Annotated in this window: 13 protein-coding genes and 1 pseudogene; 5 read left to right on the plus strand and 9 right to left on the minus strand. The window is 55.4% G+C overall.

All coding sequences use genetic code 11. From position 1 onward, the window contains the following. Nucleotides 1-93: 93 nt before the first annotated feature. From HYG82_RS34570 to HYG82_RS34590, 5 genes are all read right to left on the minus strand, one after another. Nucleotides 94-1,854, minus strand: a complete 1,761-nt coding sequence (locus HYG82_RS34570) for an ABC transporter ATP-binding protein (protein ID WP_179261743.1) — start codon at nt 1,852-1,854, stop codon at nt 94-96. Beyond that, the gene (locus HYG82_RS34575; RefSeq protein WP_179261745.1) at nt 1,851-2,702 is read right to left on the minus strand and encodes an energy-coupling factor transporter transmembrane component T family protein; all 852 of its coding nucleotides are present in this window, start codon (nt 2,700-2,702) and stop codon (nt 1,851-1,853) included. Before HYG82_RS34575 ends, HYG82_RS34570 begins: the two co-directional genes overlap by 4 nt. A gap of 231 nt (nt 2,703-2,933) precedes the next feature. Continuing rightward, complete coding sequence (locus tag HYG82_RS34580; protein ID WP_179261747.1) at nt 2,934-3,383, minus strand: nucleoside 2-deoxyribosyltransferase; 450 nt, start codon at nt 3,381-3,383, stop codon at nt 2,934-2,936. Nucleotides 3,384-3,757: 374 nt separating this feature from the next. Further along, a complete protein-coding gene (locus tag HYG82_RS34585) occupies nt 3,758-4,375 on the minus strand; it encodes an ECF transporter S component (RefSeq protein ID WP_179261749.1) in 618 nt (205 codons plus the stop codon). Nucleotides 4,376-4,558: 183 nt separating this feature from the next. After that, nucleotides 4,559-5,785, minus strand: coding sequence for a mandelate racemase/muconate lactonizing enzyme family protein (locus HYG82_RS34590; protein ID WP_179261751.1), 1,227 nt, complete (start codon nt 5,783-5,785; stop codon nt 4,559-4,561). A 221-nt stretch (nt 5,786-6,006) separates the two neighbouring features. Here HYG82_RS34590 and HYG82_RS34595 point away from each other — a divergent pair, with 221 nt between their 5' ends. Next, entirely contained in the window at nt 6,007-7,326 is a 1,320-nt protein-coding gene (locus tag HYG82_RS34595) for a nickel pincer cofactor-dependent isomerase, group 22 (protein WP_179261753.1), read from the plus strand. Nucleotides 7,327-7,349: 23 nt separating this feature from the next. On the opposite strand, the gene HYG82_RS34600 is transcribed toward HYG82_RS34595, so the two are convergent. The 3 genes from HYG82_RS34600 to HYG82_RS34610 all read right to left on the minus strand — a co-directional run bounded on the left by HYG82_RS34600 (nt 7,350) and on the right by HYG82_RS34610 (nt 9,938). Then, nucleotides 7,350-8,150: an IclR family transcriptional regulator gene (locus tag HYG82_RS34600; RefSeq protein WP_179261755.1), complete on the minus strand. Its 801-nt coding sequence runs from the start codon at nt 8,148-8,150 to the stop codon at nt 7,350-7,352. A gap of 240 nt (nt 8,151-8,390) precedes the next feature. Beyond that, on the minus strand, nt 8,391-8,795 hold the full coding sequence (locus tag HYG82_RS34605; protein WP_179261757.1) for a hypothetical protein: 405 nt from the start codon (nt 8,793-8,795) through the stop codon (nt 8,391-8,393). 6 nt (nt 8,796-8,801) lie between these two features. After that, the gene (locus tag HYG82_RS34610; RefSeq protein WP_179261759.1) at nt 8,802-9,938 is read right to left on the minus strand and encodes a 2,5-dihydroxypyridine 5,6-dioxygenase NicX family protein; all 1,137 of its coding nucleotides are present in this window, start codon (nt 9,936-9,938) and stop codon (nt 8,802-8,804) included. A 1,283-nt stretch (nt 9,939-11,221) separates the two neighbouring features. On the opposite strand from HYG82_RS34610, the pseudogene HYG82_RS44660 reads away from it, so the two are divergent. After that, nucleotides 11,222-11,371, plus strand: a pseudogene (locus HYG82_RS44660) (creatininase family protein); the annotation flags it as partial. Between the two features lie 1,554 nt (nt 11,372-12,925). Here HYG82_RS44660 and HYG82_RS34615 read toward each other — a convergent pair. Further along, on the minus strand, nt 12,926-13,432 hold the full coding sequence (locus HYG82_RS34615) for an HPP family protein (protein ID WP_179261763.1): 507 nt from the start codon (nt 13,430-13,432) through the stop codon (nt 12,926-12,928). A gap of 250 nt (nt 13,433-13,682) precedes the next feature. Between HYG82_RS34615 and HYG82_RS34620 the strand changes: the two genes are divergently transcribed. The 3 genes from HYG82_RS34620 to HYG82_RS34630 are packed head-to-tail and all read left to right on the plus strand — an operon-like array spanning nt 13,683 to nt 17,002. Beyond that, nucleotides 13,683-15,020 carry an ABC transporter substrate-binding protein gene (locus HYG82_RS34620; protein WP_179264528.1) on the plus strand — a complete coding sequence of 446 codons (1,338 nt, stop codon included), beginning with the start codon at nt 13,683-13,685 and terminating at the stop codon, nt 15,018-15,020. 30 nt (nt 15,021-15,050) lie between these two features. Next, nucleotides 15,051-16,094, plus strand: coding sequence for a carbohydrate ABC transporter permease (locus HYG82_RS34625; protein ID WP_179261765.1), 1,044 nt, complete (start codon nt 15,051-15,053; stop codon nt 16,092-16,094). Then, complete coding sequence (locus tag HYG82_RS34630; RefSeq protein ID WP_179261767.1) at nt 16,091-17,002, plus strand: carbohydrate ABC transporter permease; 912 nt, start codon at nt 16,091-16,093, stop codon at nt 17,000-17,002. The genes HYG82_RS34625 and HYG82_RS34630 overlap by 4 nt, the downstream gene beginning before the upstream one ends. Nucleotides 17,003-17,019: the final 17 nt, after the last annotated feature.

A 17,019-nucleotide genomic window follows, 5' to 3' on the forward strand; every position in this document is an offset into this window, starting at 1 on the left:
TCTGCCGACCGATCGCACGTTTTCCGTTAGTCCAGTCGACCGCCCGGTCTCAGTAGTATCTGAACTCAAAAACTCGAGTACTCGATCGAAGCGTTACGTAGGTGTAACCGGAACGTCGAGGTCTCGTCGGAGTTTGTCGAGCAGTTCGTCGATGGTCAAAACAGTCGTATCGTGGCCTAACTCGAGCGAGAGCTGTGTTACCGTCGGCAAATCCACGTTCGTCTTCTGCAGCTCTTCGGGCTGGTTGAAAACCTCTTCAGGGGGGCCATCGAGAAGGAGTTCACCCTGTCGGAGGGCGATCACTCGATCCGAGTGTCTGGCTGCGAAATCCACGTCGTGCGTGATGACGATAATCAGTTTTCCAGCGTCGGCCATCTCCTCAATGAGGGAACCTAACAGTTCGGCCCCGTCTGCGTCCTGCCCACCAGTCGGTTCGTCGAGGACGAAAATCGGCGAATCCATCGCCAGTACGGATGCGACGGCAACGTGTTTTCGCCTCGCTTGACCGATATCGTAGGGATTTCGTTCTCGAACATCGTTCAGGTTCAACCGGTCGATGGCATCATCGACGTTTTCGTCCATCGTATCGGCGTCGAGATCAATGTTCTTCGGCCCGTACCGAACTTCTTCGTCGATAGAGTCGTGAAACAGTTGGTCGTTCGGGTTTTGGAAGCTCAAGCCAACATCCTTAGCCATCTCCGCGACACGGTGATCCCGTGTGTTTTTCCCTCTGACGGTTACCGTTCCCTCGGACGGTGTCAATAGTGCATTGAGATGCTTCGCAAAGGTGGTCTTCCCTGCACCGTTCTGACCGATCAAACAGACGACTCCGTGATCGAACTCAGTTGAGATGTCCGTGAGTGCCTCGACAGTGTCAGAATAGCGGTAGGTGACTGAATCGAGCGTTAACTGTGAGTCCTCGGCCGAATCGGATATGGCTTCGGTTCCCGACGACGCACTGATTTCTGGGGTGGCGTCGTCGGACGCCAACAACCCCTCCGCTCGATACACGTCCTGGAGTTCGGAAAGTGCATCTTGGTACGTGACAGGAAGTTGCTTCTCTGTACTGACGAACCCGTTGTCGCGAAGCCATTTCCCGACCGAAATCTGAGTGGGGACCGATATCTTCGAGTCTTGCGTTGCGAGCGTCGCCAGTACGTCTTTTGGATCGCCGTTGTGGGCAATCTGTCCGTCCTCGACGACGACCATGCGATCGATGTGCGGCGCGAGTCGTTCGACTTTTTGACTGACTAGCACGATGGTAAACTCGTCCCGGTCGAGGTTTCCGATGACCTCGAAGACGCTCTCTGTCCCCTCGGGATCTAGTTGAGAGGTTGGTTCATCGAGGATCAGAATATCCGGTCGTAATGCCAGAATCGAGGCCAGGGCGACACGCTGGGACTGACCGCCGGAAAGCTGATTTGGATTCCGCTGGTACAGATCTTCGATCCCCACGAGTTCCAGACTCCACTTCACCCGTTCTACCATCTCAGGGACAGCGATACCCTGGTTCTCCAGTGCAAACGCTACCTCCTCGAACACCGTCGTACTCGCACCGGTCATTTGATCGAACGGGTTTTCGAACAGCATGCCGACCTTGGTCGAGAGGTCTCCGATAGACGTCTCGCGAGTGTTTGCGCCATCGACGGTAACGTTCCCCTCGAATTCCCCTTCGAAAAAGTTCGGTATATAACCCGGGATCATTCTCGCAAGCGTCGACTTGCCAGCATCGGCTGCACCCGTTATACCGACGAATTCACCCTTTTCGATCGAGAGGGAGACGTCTTCGATTGCCTGTTCGTCCGTCTGTGATCGATATGAATAATTGACGTTGTCGTATTCAATCAAACTCATACGAGGAACCTCCATACGGCAACAGCGATGACGGCAAGTACCATCGTGGCCCTGAGCAAACTATCTGTCCTGGTGTCCGGGACCTCGATCAATGCTGATCGTTCGCCATCCCGGGTGAACCCCCGTGACTCTAACGCGAGCGCTCGCGTCTCTGTCGCAATCAACATACTGATCATCAACGGTGTGAATAGCGCCAAGACCGATTTCAATCGCTTGCGAATGTTCGCTTTCGTATCTAACCCCCGTGCCTGTTGAGCCTCGAGGATCGACCGAGCGCGATTTTGCACCTCGGGGATCAACTGAAGCGACGCCAGGAATACGTATGCGAACTTGTTCGACATTCCACGGTCCATGAGGGCGGTCGTCATTCGCTTCGGATGTGTCGTAACGATAACTAGCAGCAACGATAGCATCAGCGTTGCGATACGGAATAAAAATAGAAGCGCAAACAGCAATCCCTCCTCGTAAAACGTTAGCTGGTCGACGAGTGGAACCGACCCGATCACGAAGAACGCAGTTTCGTTACCCGGATACAACAGCCCCTGAATCAGGAGTAACGAAAGCGCAAGCGGTAGCCCAGCAAACGCCAGTATCTTTGCAATCGACCGAAAGACACCGGTTACTATTGCAACGAGTGAGAGGAGTAATACGAGAACGAGTGGGCCCTTGAAATCCGGCATCAAAAATGCGATGACGATCAATCCAAGACTCAGCACCAGTTTGGTTATGGGATTGAGACGGTGAATAATCGTATTTCCTGGTTGATATTCCAGGAGATGCCCCTGGCCCTCCGATTCAGTAATGAGGGAATCCAGTGGTTTCCCATAGATTTGGTAATCCTCTGCCATGCAAATGGGAGACACACTGTGCCTATTAAGTCTTGTGAAATTCTGACTTGGGGTGTCCCGAAAAGAGCAAAATCGGGCCCGTTGCCGACGTTTACGTCGTTCCGATTTGGATGGTGTGTGGTGTCAGGTTGCCCTCGATTTGCAGAGCGCCCCTGTCATTTTGCCGCCGGTGTGTTCGGTAGAATCGTCTGTAACAAGTCCGTCAGTTTCGGGACGTACCTGATTGCTCGCCTAGTTGGAGAGTCGTCTGTTAACTGCTTCGACCAATTCGTCGGGCGACTCGACTTCTTCGTCGATGACTCCCCATACCATAGCATTGTAGGGTTCGCCCTCTGCAAACACTCTTCTACCAGTTTTCAACGCGATGACGGGGATGTCGTGTTCGTGTGCGATGGCGGCTTCGATCACCGTTCCCTCCGATGGGACTCGGCCGTCGAGAACCGTCGTCACGAGATCGGCTTCCAGCACGCCCTCGCGGTCGACCTCGAAAATGTACTGCATGACGTCTTCGTCGGAGTCGTATCCCTCCTGTTCCTTGAGATTCAATTCACCGATGTCGCCACTATCTCGTTGCGGAAGAAAGACGTCGTATCCCTCGTCTTCGAGCATAGCCGTGACGCGTGCGTTGAACTCTCGTTCGGCTTGGCAGAACAATGGGCCTGCAAAGTATACCTTTTGCATCGACTGGAGAGTGATGTCCCTGGTATAAATTCATTTTCTTTTTCTGATCCGGTTTTCGGTTGCCGAAGGCACCAGTCACCCGTAGTGAATCGAACTCGACTGCCGCCCCGCACTGATGTCGACGAAATGGGCAACAGTTTCTCAGGGTCGTCGAATTGCGTAGGACTCGTGGTGGAAATCAGTGATCCCCTCACGTACATTCGATCGAACGCTCCGAGCTTTCGGGTTTCACCAGCTGTTCCTCGTCCACCGGGCGGCTGAAAATGAGGCTGTCGTAGAACCGGCATCACCATTATGTAGTCGTGCTGGAGACTACGGTACTCACGACTCAGCTTCGGTCCACCACACAGCAAAAAATCAGCACTATGGGTTCCTTATTCACCGAGCGCTTCGCGCCCGCGCTTCGGGAGATACCGCTTCGGAATGTTTACCGCGACGTAGTAGGCGACGATGATCGCGGCGGTTTTGTCGATCAGTTCGATTACAATCCTTCCACCTAACACTGCCTGAAACAGATCCTGTCCCGACGCGAGGAGAACGCCCGTCATGACGTCGGCTGGAGCACCTGTGACCCCGCCGAATAGGTAAACGGCGATTGGCGTACTGATCAGGGTGGAGACGATCGCCAATATCACACCACTGGTGATTAGTTTCCAGTAATCAATCATCGTTTCGATGACGAACCAGCCCCGGTAGGCCAACGTCCCGCTTACGATCCCGAACGCAATTTGGACGAAAATAAACGGCAACGACCCCGGGTTCAATCCAATTGCGATCATAATGCTCGTAAGTCCACCGCCAACAGCTGCGACCCACGGTCCGGCGATGATTCCTAACAGAATCGTCCCCGATGAGTCCAAAAATAATGGCAATCGAAGCGTCTGGACGATGAACCGTCCGACGAGATTGAGGCCGACAGCAACGGGAATTAACACCCAGGCTGTCGTGGTGAAATCACTCTGTACACGATCTAGTGTCGTTGTCGAACCCATACCGGGCGATTGTATTGTTGGTATTTATAATTTGGGTCGTGTTCTCAAACATCAGCCATTTGAATTACATATGTGGTGGACGATGAAGCGGGATGGCTGAACCAACTGGTGAATATGGGATCGGCTGTTGTAAGAGCGGATCAAGAAAAGTAGAAAAAGAGAGGTAGCCACTCAGAAACGTGTTCAGACGTCCGAAAAGCCGGAGTTTCCTGCAAGTAGATGATCGTCGACGACGTCCTCGTCGAGTTCGATCCCCAGTCCGGGTGTTTCGGGAACTTGGATGTATCCGTCCTGGATCAGCGGTTCTTCCTGGGCGACGAGGTCGTCCCACCAGTCGACCTCCAGGGCGTGATACTCGAGTACGTCGAAGTTAGGGATACTGGCTGCGAGATGAACACAGGCCATCGTCCCTATCGGACTACAGACGTTGTGTGGTGATACGGCCATGTAGTTCTCCTCGGCGCGATTGGCGATGGCTTTCGACTCTGCAAGACCTCCACAGGTCATCGGGTCTGGTGTGAGAATATCGACGCCGTACTCGTATATCAGGTCTGTGAACTCGTGAACGCGAAATCGGTTCTCGCCAGTCGCAAGTGGCGTCTGTGTCGAACGGGCCACTTCACGCTGGACGTCTTCGTTCTCCGGCGGGACGACGTCCTCGAGCCACATCAGGTCGTAGGGCTCGAGCACGTGCGCGAGGCGTTTCGCACTGTCGAGTGAGTAATCCCAGTGACAATCGAAAGCAAGGTCAATGTCGTCACCAACCGCCTCGCGGACAGCAGAGACGATCTCAACTTTTCTGTCCAAAGCTTCGTTGCTTAGACGACCGTTGAAGGGGTCCGGCCTGTTGTCGATGGGCATGTCGAGATCGAATTTCAGTGCCGAAAAGCCCATTTCTTTTACTCGCTGGGCTTCCTGAGCGTATGCCGCTGGACTGTACGCCCCCTCGTCGTGGTATTCCGTAAAGCCGTCTTCGACCTCGTAGGCTTCGCCAGCGTGACAATCCGCATAGATTCGTATATCATCACGGTACTTGCCGCCTAGAAGTTGGTAGACCGGTAACCCGAGAATCTTTCCCGTGGCGTCCCAGAGAGCAACCTCGATACCAGACGCTGCGGTAACCACTTTACCGGTCGTACCGCCGTGCCCAGACATTTCTTGAACCATGCGGCGAAACAGTCGTTCGACATCGAGGGGATTTTCGCCGATCAGAAACCGCTTCATGTACTCCATAATTTCCGTAACGCCCCCACCGCGATACGACTCCCCGATACCGGTGACGCCCGCATCTGTGTGGACTTTCACCAGATTCCACTCGAAGTTCCCCTCAACGACGCAGGTTTCGATGTCGGTAATTTCGACGTCCCGCTCTGGAGTTCGCGTGTTCGCGTGATTCGAGTAATCTCGCATCAGTATCCACCACCGCGGATACAATCGTTGGTCGTCGTTCCTATCCGTTGCACTGACGAGTCTGCGGGCGCTGCCTGCATACTATCTCCGGCAGATGGAGGCGGACAACAAATAGTTTTGGGTCCATAGACTCGACGCGGGTCGGCTCGCGGGAGATCGACTATGAATCGCCGATCAGTCGTTCCCAAAGTATTAACTCCGAATCAGACAGCACCATACGTATGGAATTCCCAGAGCCCGAATCATTTGATTCGATAGTTGGAGACGTAACGTTGCCGCCGCTGGCTCGCGTGCAGTATGACCCACCGACTCCGTCTCTTTCGAATCCGACTGAGCGGACGCGTAAAGCGGTGGAGTCACTGCCGCTGTCGACCCTGCAAGACGGTGCAACGGTTGCGATTGGGATCGGGTCACGGGGCATCCACGACATCGTCGAAATCGCTACTTCGGTCGTCGATTCGGTTCGGGATGCTGGCTTCGACCCGGTCGTCGTTCCCGCCATGGGAAGTCATGGGGGGGCCACACCCGAGGGACAGCGCGAGACACTTGCGGCACTGGGGATCTCCGAGGAGACGCTTGACTGTCCTATCGATGCACGGATGGACACGGCGGTTCTGGGCCGTGGGGATCTGGATTTCGATGTTCACTTCTCGGAGGCTGCGCTGGAAGCAGACGCCTGTCTCGTCGTCAATCGCGTGAAAGCGCATACGAACTTCACGGGCGACATCGAGAGTGGCCTCTGTAAGATGCTGACTATTGGTCTTGGAAAACAGAAGGGTGCCGACACGGCCCACGCAAACGCGCTGGTCGAAGGCTACGAGGCGGTAATCAGAGACGCAGTCGACATTATCCGACGCGAAGCGCCAGTCGTGGGCGGCATCGCTATCGTCGAGAATTTCGCAGACGAAGTGGGGCTCATCGAGGGGGTATCGGCAAATCGCCTCCTCGAACGCGAACCGGAACTGCTCACACAGGCACACGAGTGGATGCCCACCCTTCCGTACGACGAACTCGATGTTCTGGTCGTCGATAGATTCGGAAAGGACATTTCTGGATCCGGGATGGATACGAACGTCATCGGCCGGTATCAAATTTTAAACGAACCGGAACCCGAGACGCCACAGATAAAACGTATTTATTTGCGGAACCTCTCGGAACGATCTCACGGCAACGGAAACGGCCTCGGACTTGCAGATATCACACGGCGAAGCGTGATCGATGACGTCGACCTTCAGCAGGTATACGCAAACACGTTGACGAGCAACTCCCTGTCGAAAGCCAAGATCCCGCTGGTCGCGCCTGATGACGAACTCGCGCTGACGGCTGCCGTCTCGACTATCGGACCGTACGATCCGGAAACAGCCCGAATTGCCTGGATCGAAGATACTTCCTCTCTGACATCGTTTCGCGTATCCCCGGCTTTGCTAGACGATAACGACGCGTCCGACCACATCTCCGTCGTGGGGTGGGACACCGTCACATTCGAAGACGGGTCCGCCACGTTCCTCGAGACGACGCCGCCGACAGAAGACGCCCTCTAACGGTACTCGACTGCTCGAGACCCCTACATTCGATCGCGCAACTCGGAACTTTTTTTGGCCATGTTGATGTTCGCCTCAATGACGTTCGCCGTTTTCATAACCTTCTCCGGGAGCGTTTCGTAAAACTGCACGTCCGGCATCCGCCGGACCGGAGCAGAGACGCTCACCGCACCGATCACGCGATCATTACGGTCTCTAACTGGCGCTCCGACAGCGCGGATTCCCTCAACTTCTTCCTCGTCGTTACAGGCAAATCCTCGTTGTGCGATAGTTTCGAGTTCCTCGTTCAGTTCCGCACGGGTGCTGATCGTGTTTTCCGTCCTCGTTGGCAGGCCGTAGTGGTCGATGATTTGGTCGGCCTCTTCCTGTGGTAAAAACGCGAGAATCGCTTTGCCGGTCGCCGTGTGATGCAGATGTTCGGGCTTCTGTAGTTTCGTTTGCTGGTATCTGGTCCCCACTGCCTGGTCGCCTTTCGACTTGTAGAGTTTGATGCCCTGCCCGTGTTGTTCGGTCGAAAGGTGTGCATACTCACCGGTCTCGTCGGCTAACGCATCTGTCGGTTCCTTCCCGTTGACGTAGAGGTCGTTGTGATTCCGTACGTATTCCCCAAAGATCAGAAATTGTAGCCCCAGTTCGTAGATTCCATCGCTTTTGACGACGAAACCGTTTTCCTCAAGCGTCGTCAGGTGGTTGTGAATCGCCCCTTTCGAAAGGTCCACCGTGTCTTCCAGTTCGGTGATACCTGCTCCATCTTTCTCTTTTAACGCCTGCAGGATATGTGTCGTTAGCGCAACCGCCTGGACCGGGTTCTTGGCCGTTTTCATACCGGTCCTTTGCAGTCGAACACTATAGTGTTTAGGAGGGCTAAATGAGTCAGTTTGCGGATCACAGTATCGTCGCCTCGCCGTACCCGTTGGAACGGCCTGCCGAGATGCCTCCGAACAACTCTCGAAAATATCCTGCCGGTCCCCGGGGGGTCGGGTTCACTGCCGCGCTCGATTTCCCGTTCTAATTCCGGCAACCGTTTCTAGCATGGTGTTCGCTGATACTGACTCCCGTTCTCTCTATCGAAGATCGTGGTTGATTCCGAATAAGTACCCCAGAAGGAGCCAGGCGGGCTGTAATCCTCGCACTTCGATATCCCCCTCGAGATACAACTCGGACAGGAAGGTGCCATCCAGCAACTCCTGCAGTTGTGCGCTCGAGAGGAAAATCGTGGTCGTCTCGTACTCCGGTGTCGATGTTTTGTTATAGCCTGGGGCGACAGGGTGAGTGTCGTCGTCAGCAAGCACGACGTCGAGCGACGATTCGTGTGCCCGAAGGCAAACCGTAATGGGTTCATCGTCCTCGAGGGCGAAAACGAAATCCTGATCGAGCGGGTTCGTTTTGAGCGCAGCCTGTCCGTCCTCTGTTTCACAGACTGCGGCGAGTCTGTCGTCGAGTTTCTTGGAAAGTGTTTGTCGTGTCATGTATTGTCACCAGTCTGTCGTGCCAGGGCTGAGCAAGGTGTCCGGATCGCCGTACTCCGCCGCGACCTCTCGTACCGTTGGGTCGTTCCGAACCTCATCGAGAAGGTAGAGCGTCCCGTCTTCCATGATCGTCTCACCGTCGACAGTGACGGTGGGGCCTCGGTTCAACGCGTCGACGTGGGTTGGGTTTGCGTCGACAGGGACGGCCTTGTTCGTCGAGATACCGGTCGCGATGTGGAACGTACCGGCCATCGGGAGCAAGCCTGCAGTTCCCCGACGATCTGAATCCCACGTACAGTTCGGGTTGAACCCGAACGAGGCCTCGGCGATCATCTTACGCGTCCCCTCTTTCGCGTGACTGTCGAGAGCGGCCTCGAAGTGATCCGCGACCCTTCCGCCAGTGACTTCGACGAGCGCCCCGTCGTCGATTTGCCACGTCACTGATTCGTCGAGGACACCATACCCATCGAGAGCGTCGACGACGAACGTCCCCGTTGCGCTATCGAATGGGTGCCATCCGACTTCTCCCGTCGGGAATATCCGCAACAGCTCTCCCCAGGGGGACTCGTCTGGCCCGAAATGGGGTTGTGCCGCTTGCAGAAGGGAGGGTTTGTCCGGGTGAGTCGCCTCACCGGCACCGATCAGATGTAAGTCAGTTCCCCGGTCGTCCGTGACGTGAATCTCGCAGTCGTTCCCGAACATCCGTTCTGAGATGGTCCCGGCGACCGTCACGGCGAGTTCGTGGGGCCACTCGAGAACCGGACCCGCGAGAACGTCGGCCGATGGACTGAACGACATGTGCGAAACGTTTCGGTCCATCATTGCACCGAAGACCGATTTACTCCACTGGAACTGGGCTGCGGAGAGGTACGGATGGGAAATGAGGACGTCGCAGTTTCGAATCGCCTGTTCGATCGGGGCAGGAAGCCTGAGGTCCTCCCGCCATTCCTCGAACGAGGGATATTGATGTATCGTCACCGACGCGCCCGATTCCCGTGCTGCTGCGGCGATGATCTCCGAGACGACCGGGTCCGCTGGTTCGCTTCGAACCACCGCGACCTCTGTCCCGGGTCCTATATGGGGTGCCTCGAGTACTTTTGTTCCTACTGTTTGCCAGAGTCGGTTCGTTCGTGCAATACTCATTGCCGATCACAAACACTAGTATTTGATATTCGAACCATAACGCTCGATTTGCGATCGACCTATTTTATTGTTACGAATACGTTGAGGCTGCGTACGCCGGGGACACCGCCGCTTGATACAGTATTCAGTGGCTGTCCATAGACAGATCTGTCCGGAAAGACAGCTTGTTGAGTTTTATATTACTAAATACGTGGCGAAAGCCTACCGAGCGGTACAAAATACGGTGTTAACCGCCTCCCTATCCAACTGGTGATAATACGCATCTTATAGTCATTGAACCGATTTACTCACTGCTCGCAGTGCTGCGGCCAGCGAGCACAGGCTGGCCGCAAATCCGTGAGCGGGCGGTGCAGTGACTTTCACTGTCTACTAGAGGGGGATTACGCTGTAATCGGTGGATGGTATGCTCGTATAGCACGCCTTCCGTACCCGAGCATAGTGCTGCCGTCGCCACGTTTCCACGTCGCTCGTTCGTCCTGTTTTCTCGGTTACCGACCGAAAATACTGTATCCACTCGTCTATTTAATCCGCTGTTCGTACGCCTGCACGCGGTTCTGGATCTGATCGGTCACCGGGTGGGACCGTGCGAGAAATCTCGTGCTCCCGTTCGATCGGTCTTGCGTATCGTTCACTCTGACTTTTGTGGGCCTGCCGGGTCATCTGTCCACTCCGATTACACCCCTGTATTGGTCCTGCTTGGACCGACAGTGATCGCATCTATCGGATTGTAACGGATTTGTCGGTCCCGTCTGGTGACCGAGAACGGCGGGCTTCGATGGGCAACCTCTTCCTCGCACTAGCGCCATTCTACGGGGGTGATAGGCGAAACCGCGTGCTGGTTGCCGTTTCGCTCAGCAGTCGACAGTTTGAACGGGCCCAGCGCTCACCGTTTTTTGTATAACTAAACAATTGAGTATCATCGTCCAGCGCCTGAAAATCGTATGAGAGACGGCCGTCGTGGAGTTTGACCTCCAATATCCACATGTGAAAGACTAGTCGATCCACAGTCCGAAACTCGAGCAGTTCGGTTGCATGCTGGTTTGGATCGCTTCCAATTACACTCGTATGAGTGTAATATCGCGTGCCATGTTGACTGGAATTGAGTCCGGGTCAGTGTTTCCATCGTGGATCACGTCTCATTCACATCGCTCCCTGGAGTTTTGTATTACTAAAAACCGTCGCTTGCATGATCGCGGTGATCGGAACCGAATTCGGTAGTCGTCTGACAGACCATCTTGTGATGCGGTCATTGTCCCTGCAATCCGTCTCGGTCATGTCACGGTCATCGTTCGTTTCCAGGGACGGTGTCGCTATCGCTTGAGACGTTTCTCTACGTGGTCCGCAATAGCGTCCGACTTTTTGCTGGCAGCGAATTCGGGTATGTCGTCTACCTGTCCTCACACGGCGGAAAATTCGCACCGATCCCCACGTAGTACCTGAACGTACCCGTGAGATCGATATAGCTGCGGTGATCCCGTTTGCGGATTTCGATCGGTACGTCAATTTCCTCAACCACACTCTCCCACGGGCAGATATCGACTACGAGGAATAAACCGCCCGCGCCAGTGCATTTGAAACCGCGCTACTGATATCGATCGATCCAGCCCCTGTCAATGAAACCGCGATCGCTGCTGAGTCGAGTGTCTTGCCTCTTCTGCTCACCCTCTAACCAACGTATTTCAGGTGACCACAGAAGGCGTGCACAGTGGTCCAACTGTCGCGACGCCTGAAATAGGGACCGCGATTCTCGAAACGGTGGCGGCTGCCTACCCCCACCAGACCGCACACGAGCGTGCGTTTCTTGATCGCCGAACAGTGTTTCAATTGAAATGACGTTCGGACTCAGCGTCCTCTCACGTCCCGGCTAATCTACTCACCCGACGATCACGGCTAGAATGGCGACCCTTGAGTCGTTGAACCGAGTGACGCACTATTCCACTACCGCGACGAACAGATTTCCGCTCGTCACGCGTTCGCGAGTGAATGGTTCAGTGGCGGGTATTACATCGTGACTTTGGGTATCTCACCTCTCAAATTCACATGTGCTGATGCTGAACTGTATCTAGGTCTAAATGTCTATATAGTTTATTATCTATATATTTATTTCACTGGTAGTGGTCTATTTAACGGATGAGACACGATTCCTTTGAGAAGAATATATAGCTTGCAGAGAGGCGAACCGGACAGATGCAATCGAAACCGATTGAGGCTGTTCTTTTCACGGATCATGGGTATTTTCCTTCGTAAATATTCGGTTCGACAATAGGGTTTGTTGTGCGCAATACGATGTGTATGGTTAGCATCGCCCCCATAGTATAGCCGACATCCCCTTTGGAATCAGCGGCTTTGCCGGGATTTGAGTCGACAGCAATCGCCATAGCAACGGTAACACGGATCGAGAGATGGATTCCCGAAATCCCCGTACCTAATTTCTATGTAGGCTTCGCATTTCCTATGGCACCCTATAAGAAAACAGTATAACAGTTTAATATCGATTTGGATTAGAAAGCCATACCTGTCGAACGAAAATCACACTTGAAGAGTGTCGGAGACACGAAAGCGCTAACCAAGACGACTTTAAAACGAGTCGCACGCGAAAGAGCAGGGTAAACGCTGAGAAGACGGGTGCAAGTGTCTACACGAATCCCCTTCGATTGAAACTCTTTACAACACACAATCGTCAGAGAGTTTCGTCCGCCTTCTGTGCATCTTCGATTGATAGACTGCGGTTTGATTCCGTAAAACGCCAGGCCGGAAGACCTTGCTGAGATGTGGCCGACAATTCATCCATCCAATAGCGTCACCTGGGGGGTCTTCTGCGTTCACTCTGGGAGACAATTTCCCCACAGCGTCTTGTCACGATCACAACGGCTACAACCTGGCATCGGTCGTCTTGAGTCACACGCGACTGGGGGCGTCTGACCTTCATTACAGGGCGAAACCGGGTTCGAGGTTTCGGCTTCCAGACTCGAGTCCCTGGGGGGATCTCAAGGGGTGATCGGAACGACGTTTTCGGCTGACCACTCATTGGTCACGAGCGCATGCACGACCACGAGGACGACGACGACGAACACGATGAGTGCTCCATCGACCAGCGACGACAGCAACCCGAGTGAGACAATCAACGTCGTCGCGCAAGCAGGCGGATGGCTCGTTTCGGTCGCGAGCATTCCGCCTGACGTGAGCGTAACGGCGAGTACACCACTGGCGACGAGACGCAACTGTGAGGCTGCGAGCATCGGCGCACTCGTGGTCACCTCGAGCCCTGGCGCGATGGTGTGGTACGCTATCAACCCGGCGACGACACCGATGAAGTGTCCGCCGACGATTCTTCGCGGACTGGTAACTTCGGCGTTCCCAACAGTTGCTAACAGAAAGGCAGAGGGTCCGAGACTCGGGAAAAGCAGGGTCCGCCCGGTCACCCAGGCAAGTAATCCGGGGACCGCGAGCAGCACGCCGACGTACAGCGTCGAAACCGTTGCTCCCTCTCTCATATCCGCCGCTTTGTCAGCACGGACTCATATACTGCTCGTTGCGAAAATTTGTGCACCCGAAGTCGGACGACAGCTCTGATAATCGAACGAATCGTTCCGAAAGCGTCGGGATCGGTTTTCGTCATACGGTCCGATATCCCGTCTCATCAGCCCTTCAGGCTGACAATCATATCTTTTACTCGACGAAGAATTAACACGCAAAACTTTATTACCAGTCGATAAGGAGTATTGTATCATGTCGAACCAAGACATGACAAAAACGAAAAATACCGAGAATAAAACGCTCCACCGGCGTCGTGTTCTCGGCGCGGTGGGTGCCACAGGGGGGCTGGCGCTCGCCGGCTGCCTCGGTGGCGGAGGATCAAAAGCTGAGTCGCTCGACGAGGTGATCGACGGAGACCTCGAGGAAAGCGAGTACGAACCACTCGAGATCGGTCACTGGTGGACCGCAGGTGGTGAAAAGGACGCATTCGAGGCTCTCAGGTCGGGATTCGAAGAGAAACACCCCGACATCGACGTGAAATCGCAGGAATCTCCTGGTGGTGGCGGAAGCGCACTCGAAACGGACGTTCGAAGCCAGTTCGTCGACAACAATCCGCCGAGTACGTTCCAGATCTGGCCTGGGCAGGCCCTGACAACGTATACGCAAGACGACTGGTTGTTCGACATCGGCGAACACGTCTGGAAGAGCGATATGCAGGACGCCTACCTTTCGGGCCCCAAGGAGCAGGCTCAGATCGACGGGACCTACTATGCGGTTCCACTCAATATCCACCGGCTCAACAACGTTTTCTACAACGTCTCGGTGCTCGAGGATGCGGGCGTCGACCCGAACTCCCTCGAAAGCCCCGGCGACTTCGTCGATTCGCTTGCGACCATCGGAGACGCCGGTTACACCGGCTTCGCACAGTCGAGTAACGATACGTTCATGCTGGTTCAGTTGTGGGCGATGACGTTGCTCGGGGAGGGCGGCGCTGAAACCTACGATTCGGTTATCAGTGGAAACGTCTCCGATAACGAAGACACCGTTCGCAGCTCGCTCGAACGGGTCGTGGAGTTCTCGGAGTACTTCCCCGACGACGCAAGTTCCGTCGCGTGGGACGAGGCCAACGGCGACGTGATCGCCGGTGACGCTGCGTTCCACCACAACGGCGATTGGGCCGCCGGTGAATATCTCAGCGAGGACGGATTCGACTACGAAGAAGACTGGGACTACATTCCGTTCCCGGGAACGGCGGGGATGTACGCGTTGAACATGGATTCGTTCGTCTTTCCGAAGAGCAATCCGTCACCGAACGCGACGCTTGCGTTCCTCAGGTACGTCGGAACGCCGGACGCCCAACGGCGGTTCAACGAGAAAAAAGGGTCGATACCGCCGCGGACCGACGTCGATACCGAGGAGTACACCGACTTCCACAAGCGCCAGATCGAGCAGTTCCAGTCGTCCGATACCCAGCCACCGTCGATGGCACACGGACTGGCGTTGTCGCCCGGGAAGCAATCGGACGTCGAACGGGTCATGACATCGATGGCCGAACAATGGGATGCAGACAAGGCGTACGACGGCATCGTCGATGCACTCGAATAATATGGATCATCGAAACGGCACTTCGTATCCATGATCGCGCGACTCGTGCGCTATCTTCGACAGTCCGGTGATTCGGCCGCGGACTCGTCTCGACCCTTGCGATCCGATGGCGGAGTCGATACCACGGAGTCCGGTCTCGGCCGACCGGACGAGACCGATCCCGGACCGTCGGCGTCGACAGTCGAGTCCCTCCACCGAAACGAGTTCGTGCGGTCGCTTCCGTTTTGGCTCCCCGGATTCCTTCTGGTAGCCGCGTTCGTATACGGCGCGATCGGGTGGAATTTCCTGATCTCGCTGACCGACTGGTCCGGATTCGGATCGCCGAACTATGCAACCGTTTCGTTCGATACGTACGTTCAACTCTTCCGGGACAGCGTGTTCCAGAACGCATTGTGGAACACGTTCGTGTTGATGGTATCGTTTACCGTCGTCGCGCTCGCAGTCGGGCTTTTCCTGGCAATCCTGATGGATCAAGAGATTCGCTTCGGCAACGGATTTCGGACGATTTACCTGTTGCCGATGAGCCTCTCGTTCGTCGTCACCGCCATTTTCTGGAAGTGGATGTACAACGCTCAAGACGGCGTCATCAACGTGGCGCTTCAGGCGGTCGGGCTCGGTGCGATCGCTCCCAACTGGTTGGGCGATCCTCGCTTCAAGCTCTGGGCGGTCGTCATCGCGCTCATCTGGCAGTTCAGTGGCTACTGCATGATCGTCTACCTGGCAGCGCTGCGAGCTATTCCCGACGACCATTACGAGGCGGCCCGCGTCGACGGTGCGTCCACCGTTCGACTCTACCGGCGCGTGATTATTCCGCAACTTCGCGCGGCGACGATGGGCGCGACGGTCGTGATCATGGTGTTCGCGCTGAAAGCGTTCGACTTCATCTACGTGATTTACGGCGGGGAACAACCGGGCCCATCGGCCGACATTCTCGGCATCATGATGTATCGCGAAGCGTTCTCCGGTAGTTCGGAGTGGGCGTACGGATCGGCGATCGCGATGGTGCTGTTCGTCCTTGCACTCGTCGTGATCGCTCCCTATGCCTTCGCGCAGTATCGACGAGGTGACCTATGAGCAACGCACAACCACACTCAGCACAGGAAACGACCGAATCGCGGCTCGAACGACTGAACTATCGGCGTGTTGGCCTTTACGTCGTGCTGACCGTGATCGCCGTCCTCTTTCTCATTCCCTTACATAGCGGATTGATGGCATCGCTCAAGGACGGCAACGCGTTCGCAACGACGCTACCGTTCGCCCCCCCGACGCCCGACGTTGCGACGCTCGATCCGTGGTCGACCGCGTTCTCGCGGCTCGGTCGATCGATGCTCAACAGCGCCGCAGTTGCCATCCCGGCAACGGTCCTTTCGGCACTGTTCGGAAGTATGACGGCGTTCGGGCTCACGAAGATCGAGTGGCGCGGACAAATCGCCATCGTCGCGCTGATACTGGCGGCGATTTTCATCCCGTATCAGGCGGTCCTCGTTCCGTTGAAACAGGGCTGGTCGATGGTCGGACTCGAGCATACGCTCGCGTTGATTCCAGTCATCGGCGACACGTTGGCGGCACGAACCAGCCTGTTCGAACTGACGATCACTCACGCGGCCTACGGGATTCCGATCTGTACGATCCTCTTTCGGTCGTACTATCAGAAACTCAACGACGAGATACTCGAGGCGGCGCGACTGGACGGGGCACCGGAACGGCGGGTCTACCGCCGGATCGTCCTGCCGCTTTCCGTTCCCATGTTCGCGGTGACCCTGATCTATCAGTTCACGCAGATCTGGAACGAATTCCTGATCGCGCTCGTCATCCAGGACTCGTCGAAGAACTACGTGGTGACGATGCAGTTGAACGCGCTCGCCGGGTCGATGCAGAGCATGTACAACGTCCAGATGGCCGGCGCGTTCATCGCGGCACTGCCGACGCTGCTTGTTTACATCGCGTTCGGAGAACAGTTCGCGAAAGGTGCAACGGTATGAGTTTCGAGAATTACGAT

This window comes from Natrinema halophilum, assembly GCF_013402815.2.
GTDB classification, from domain to species: Archaea; Halobacteriota; Halobacteria; order Halobacteriales; family Natrialbaceae; genus Natrinema; species Natrinema halophilum.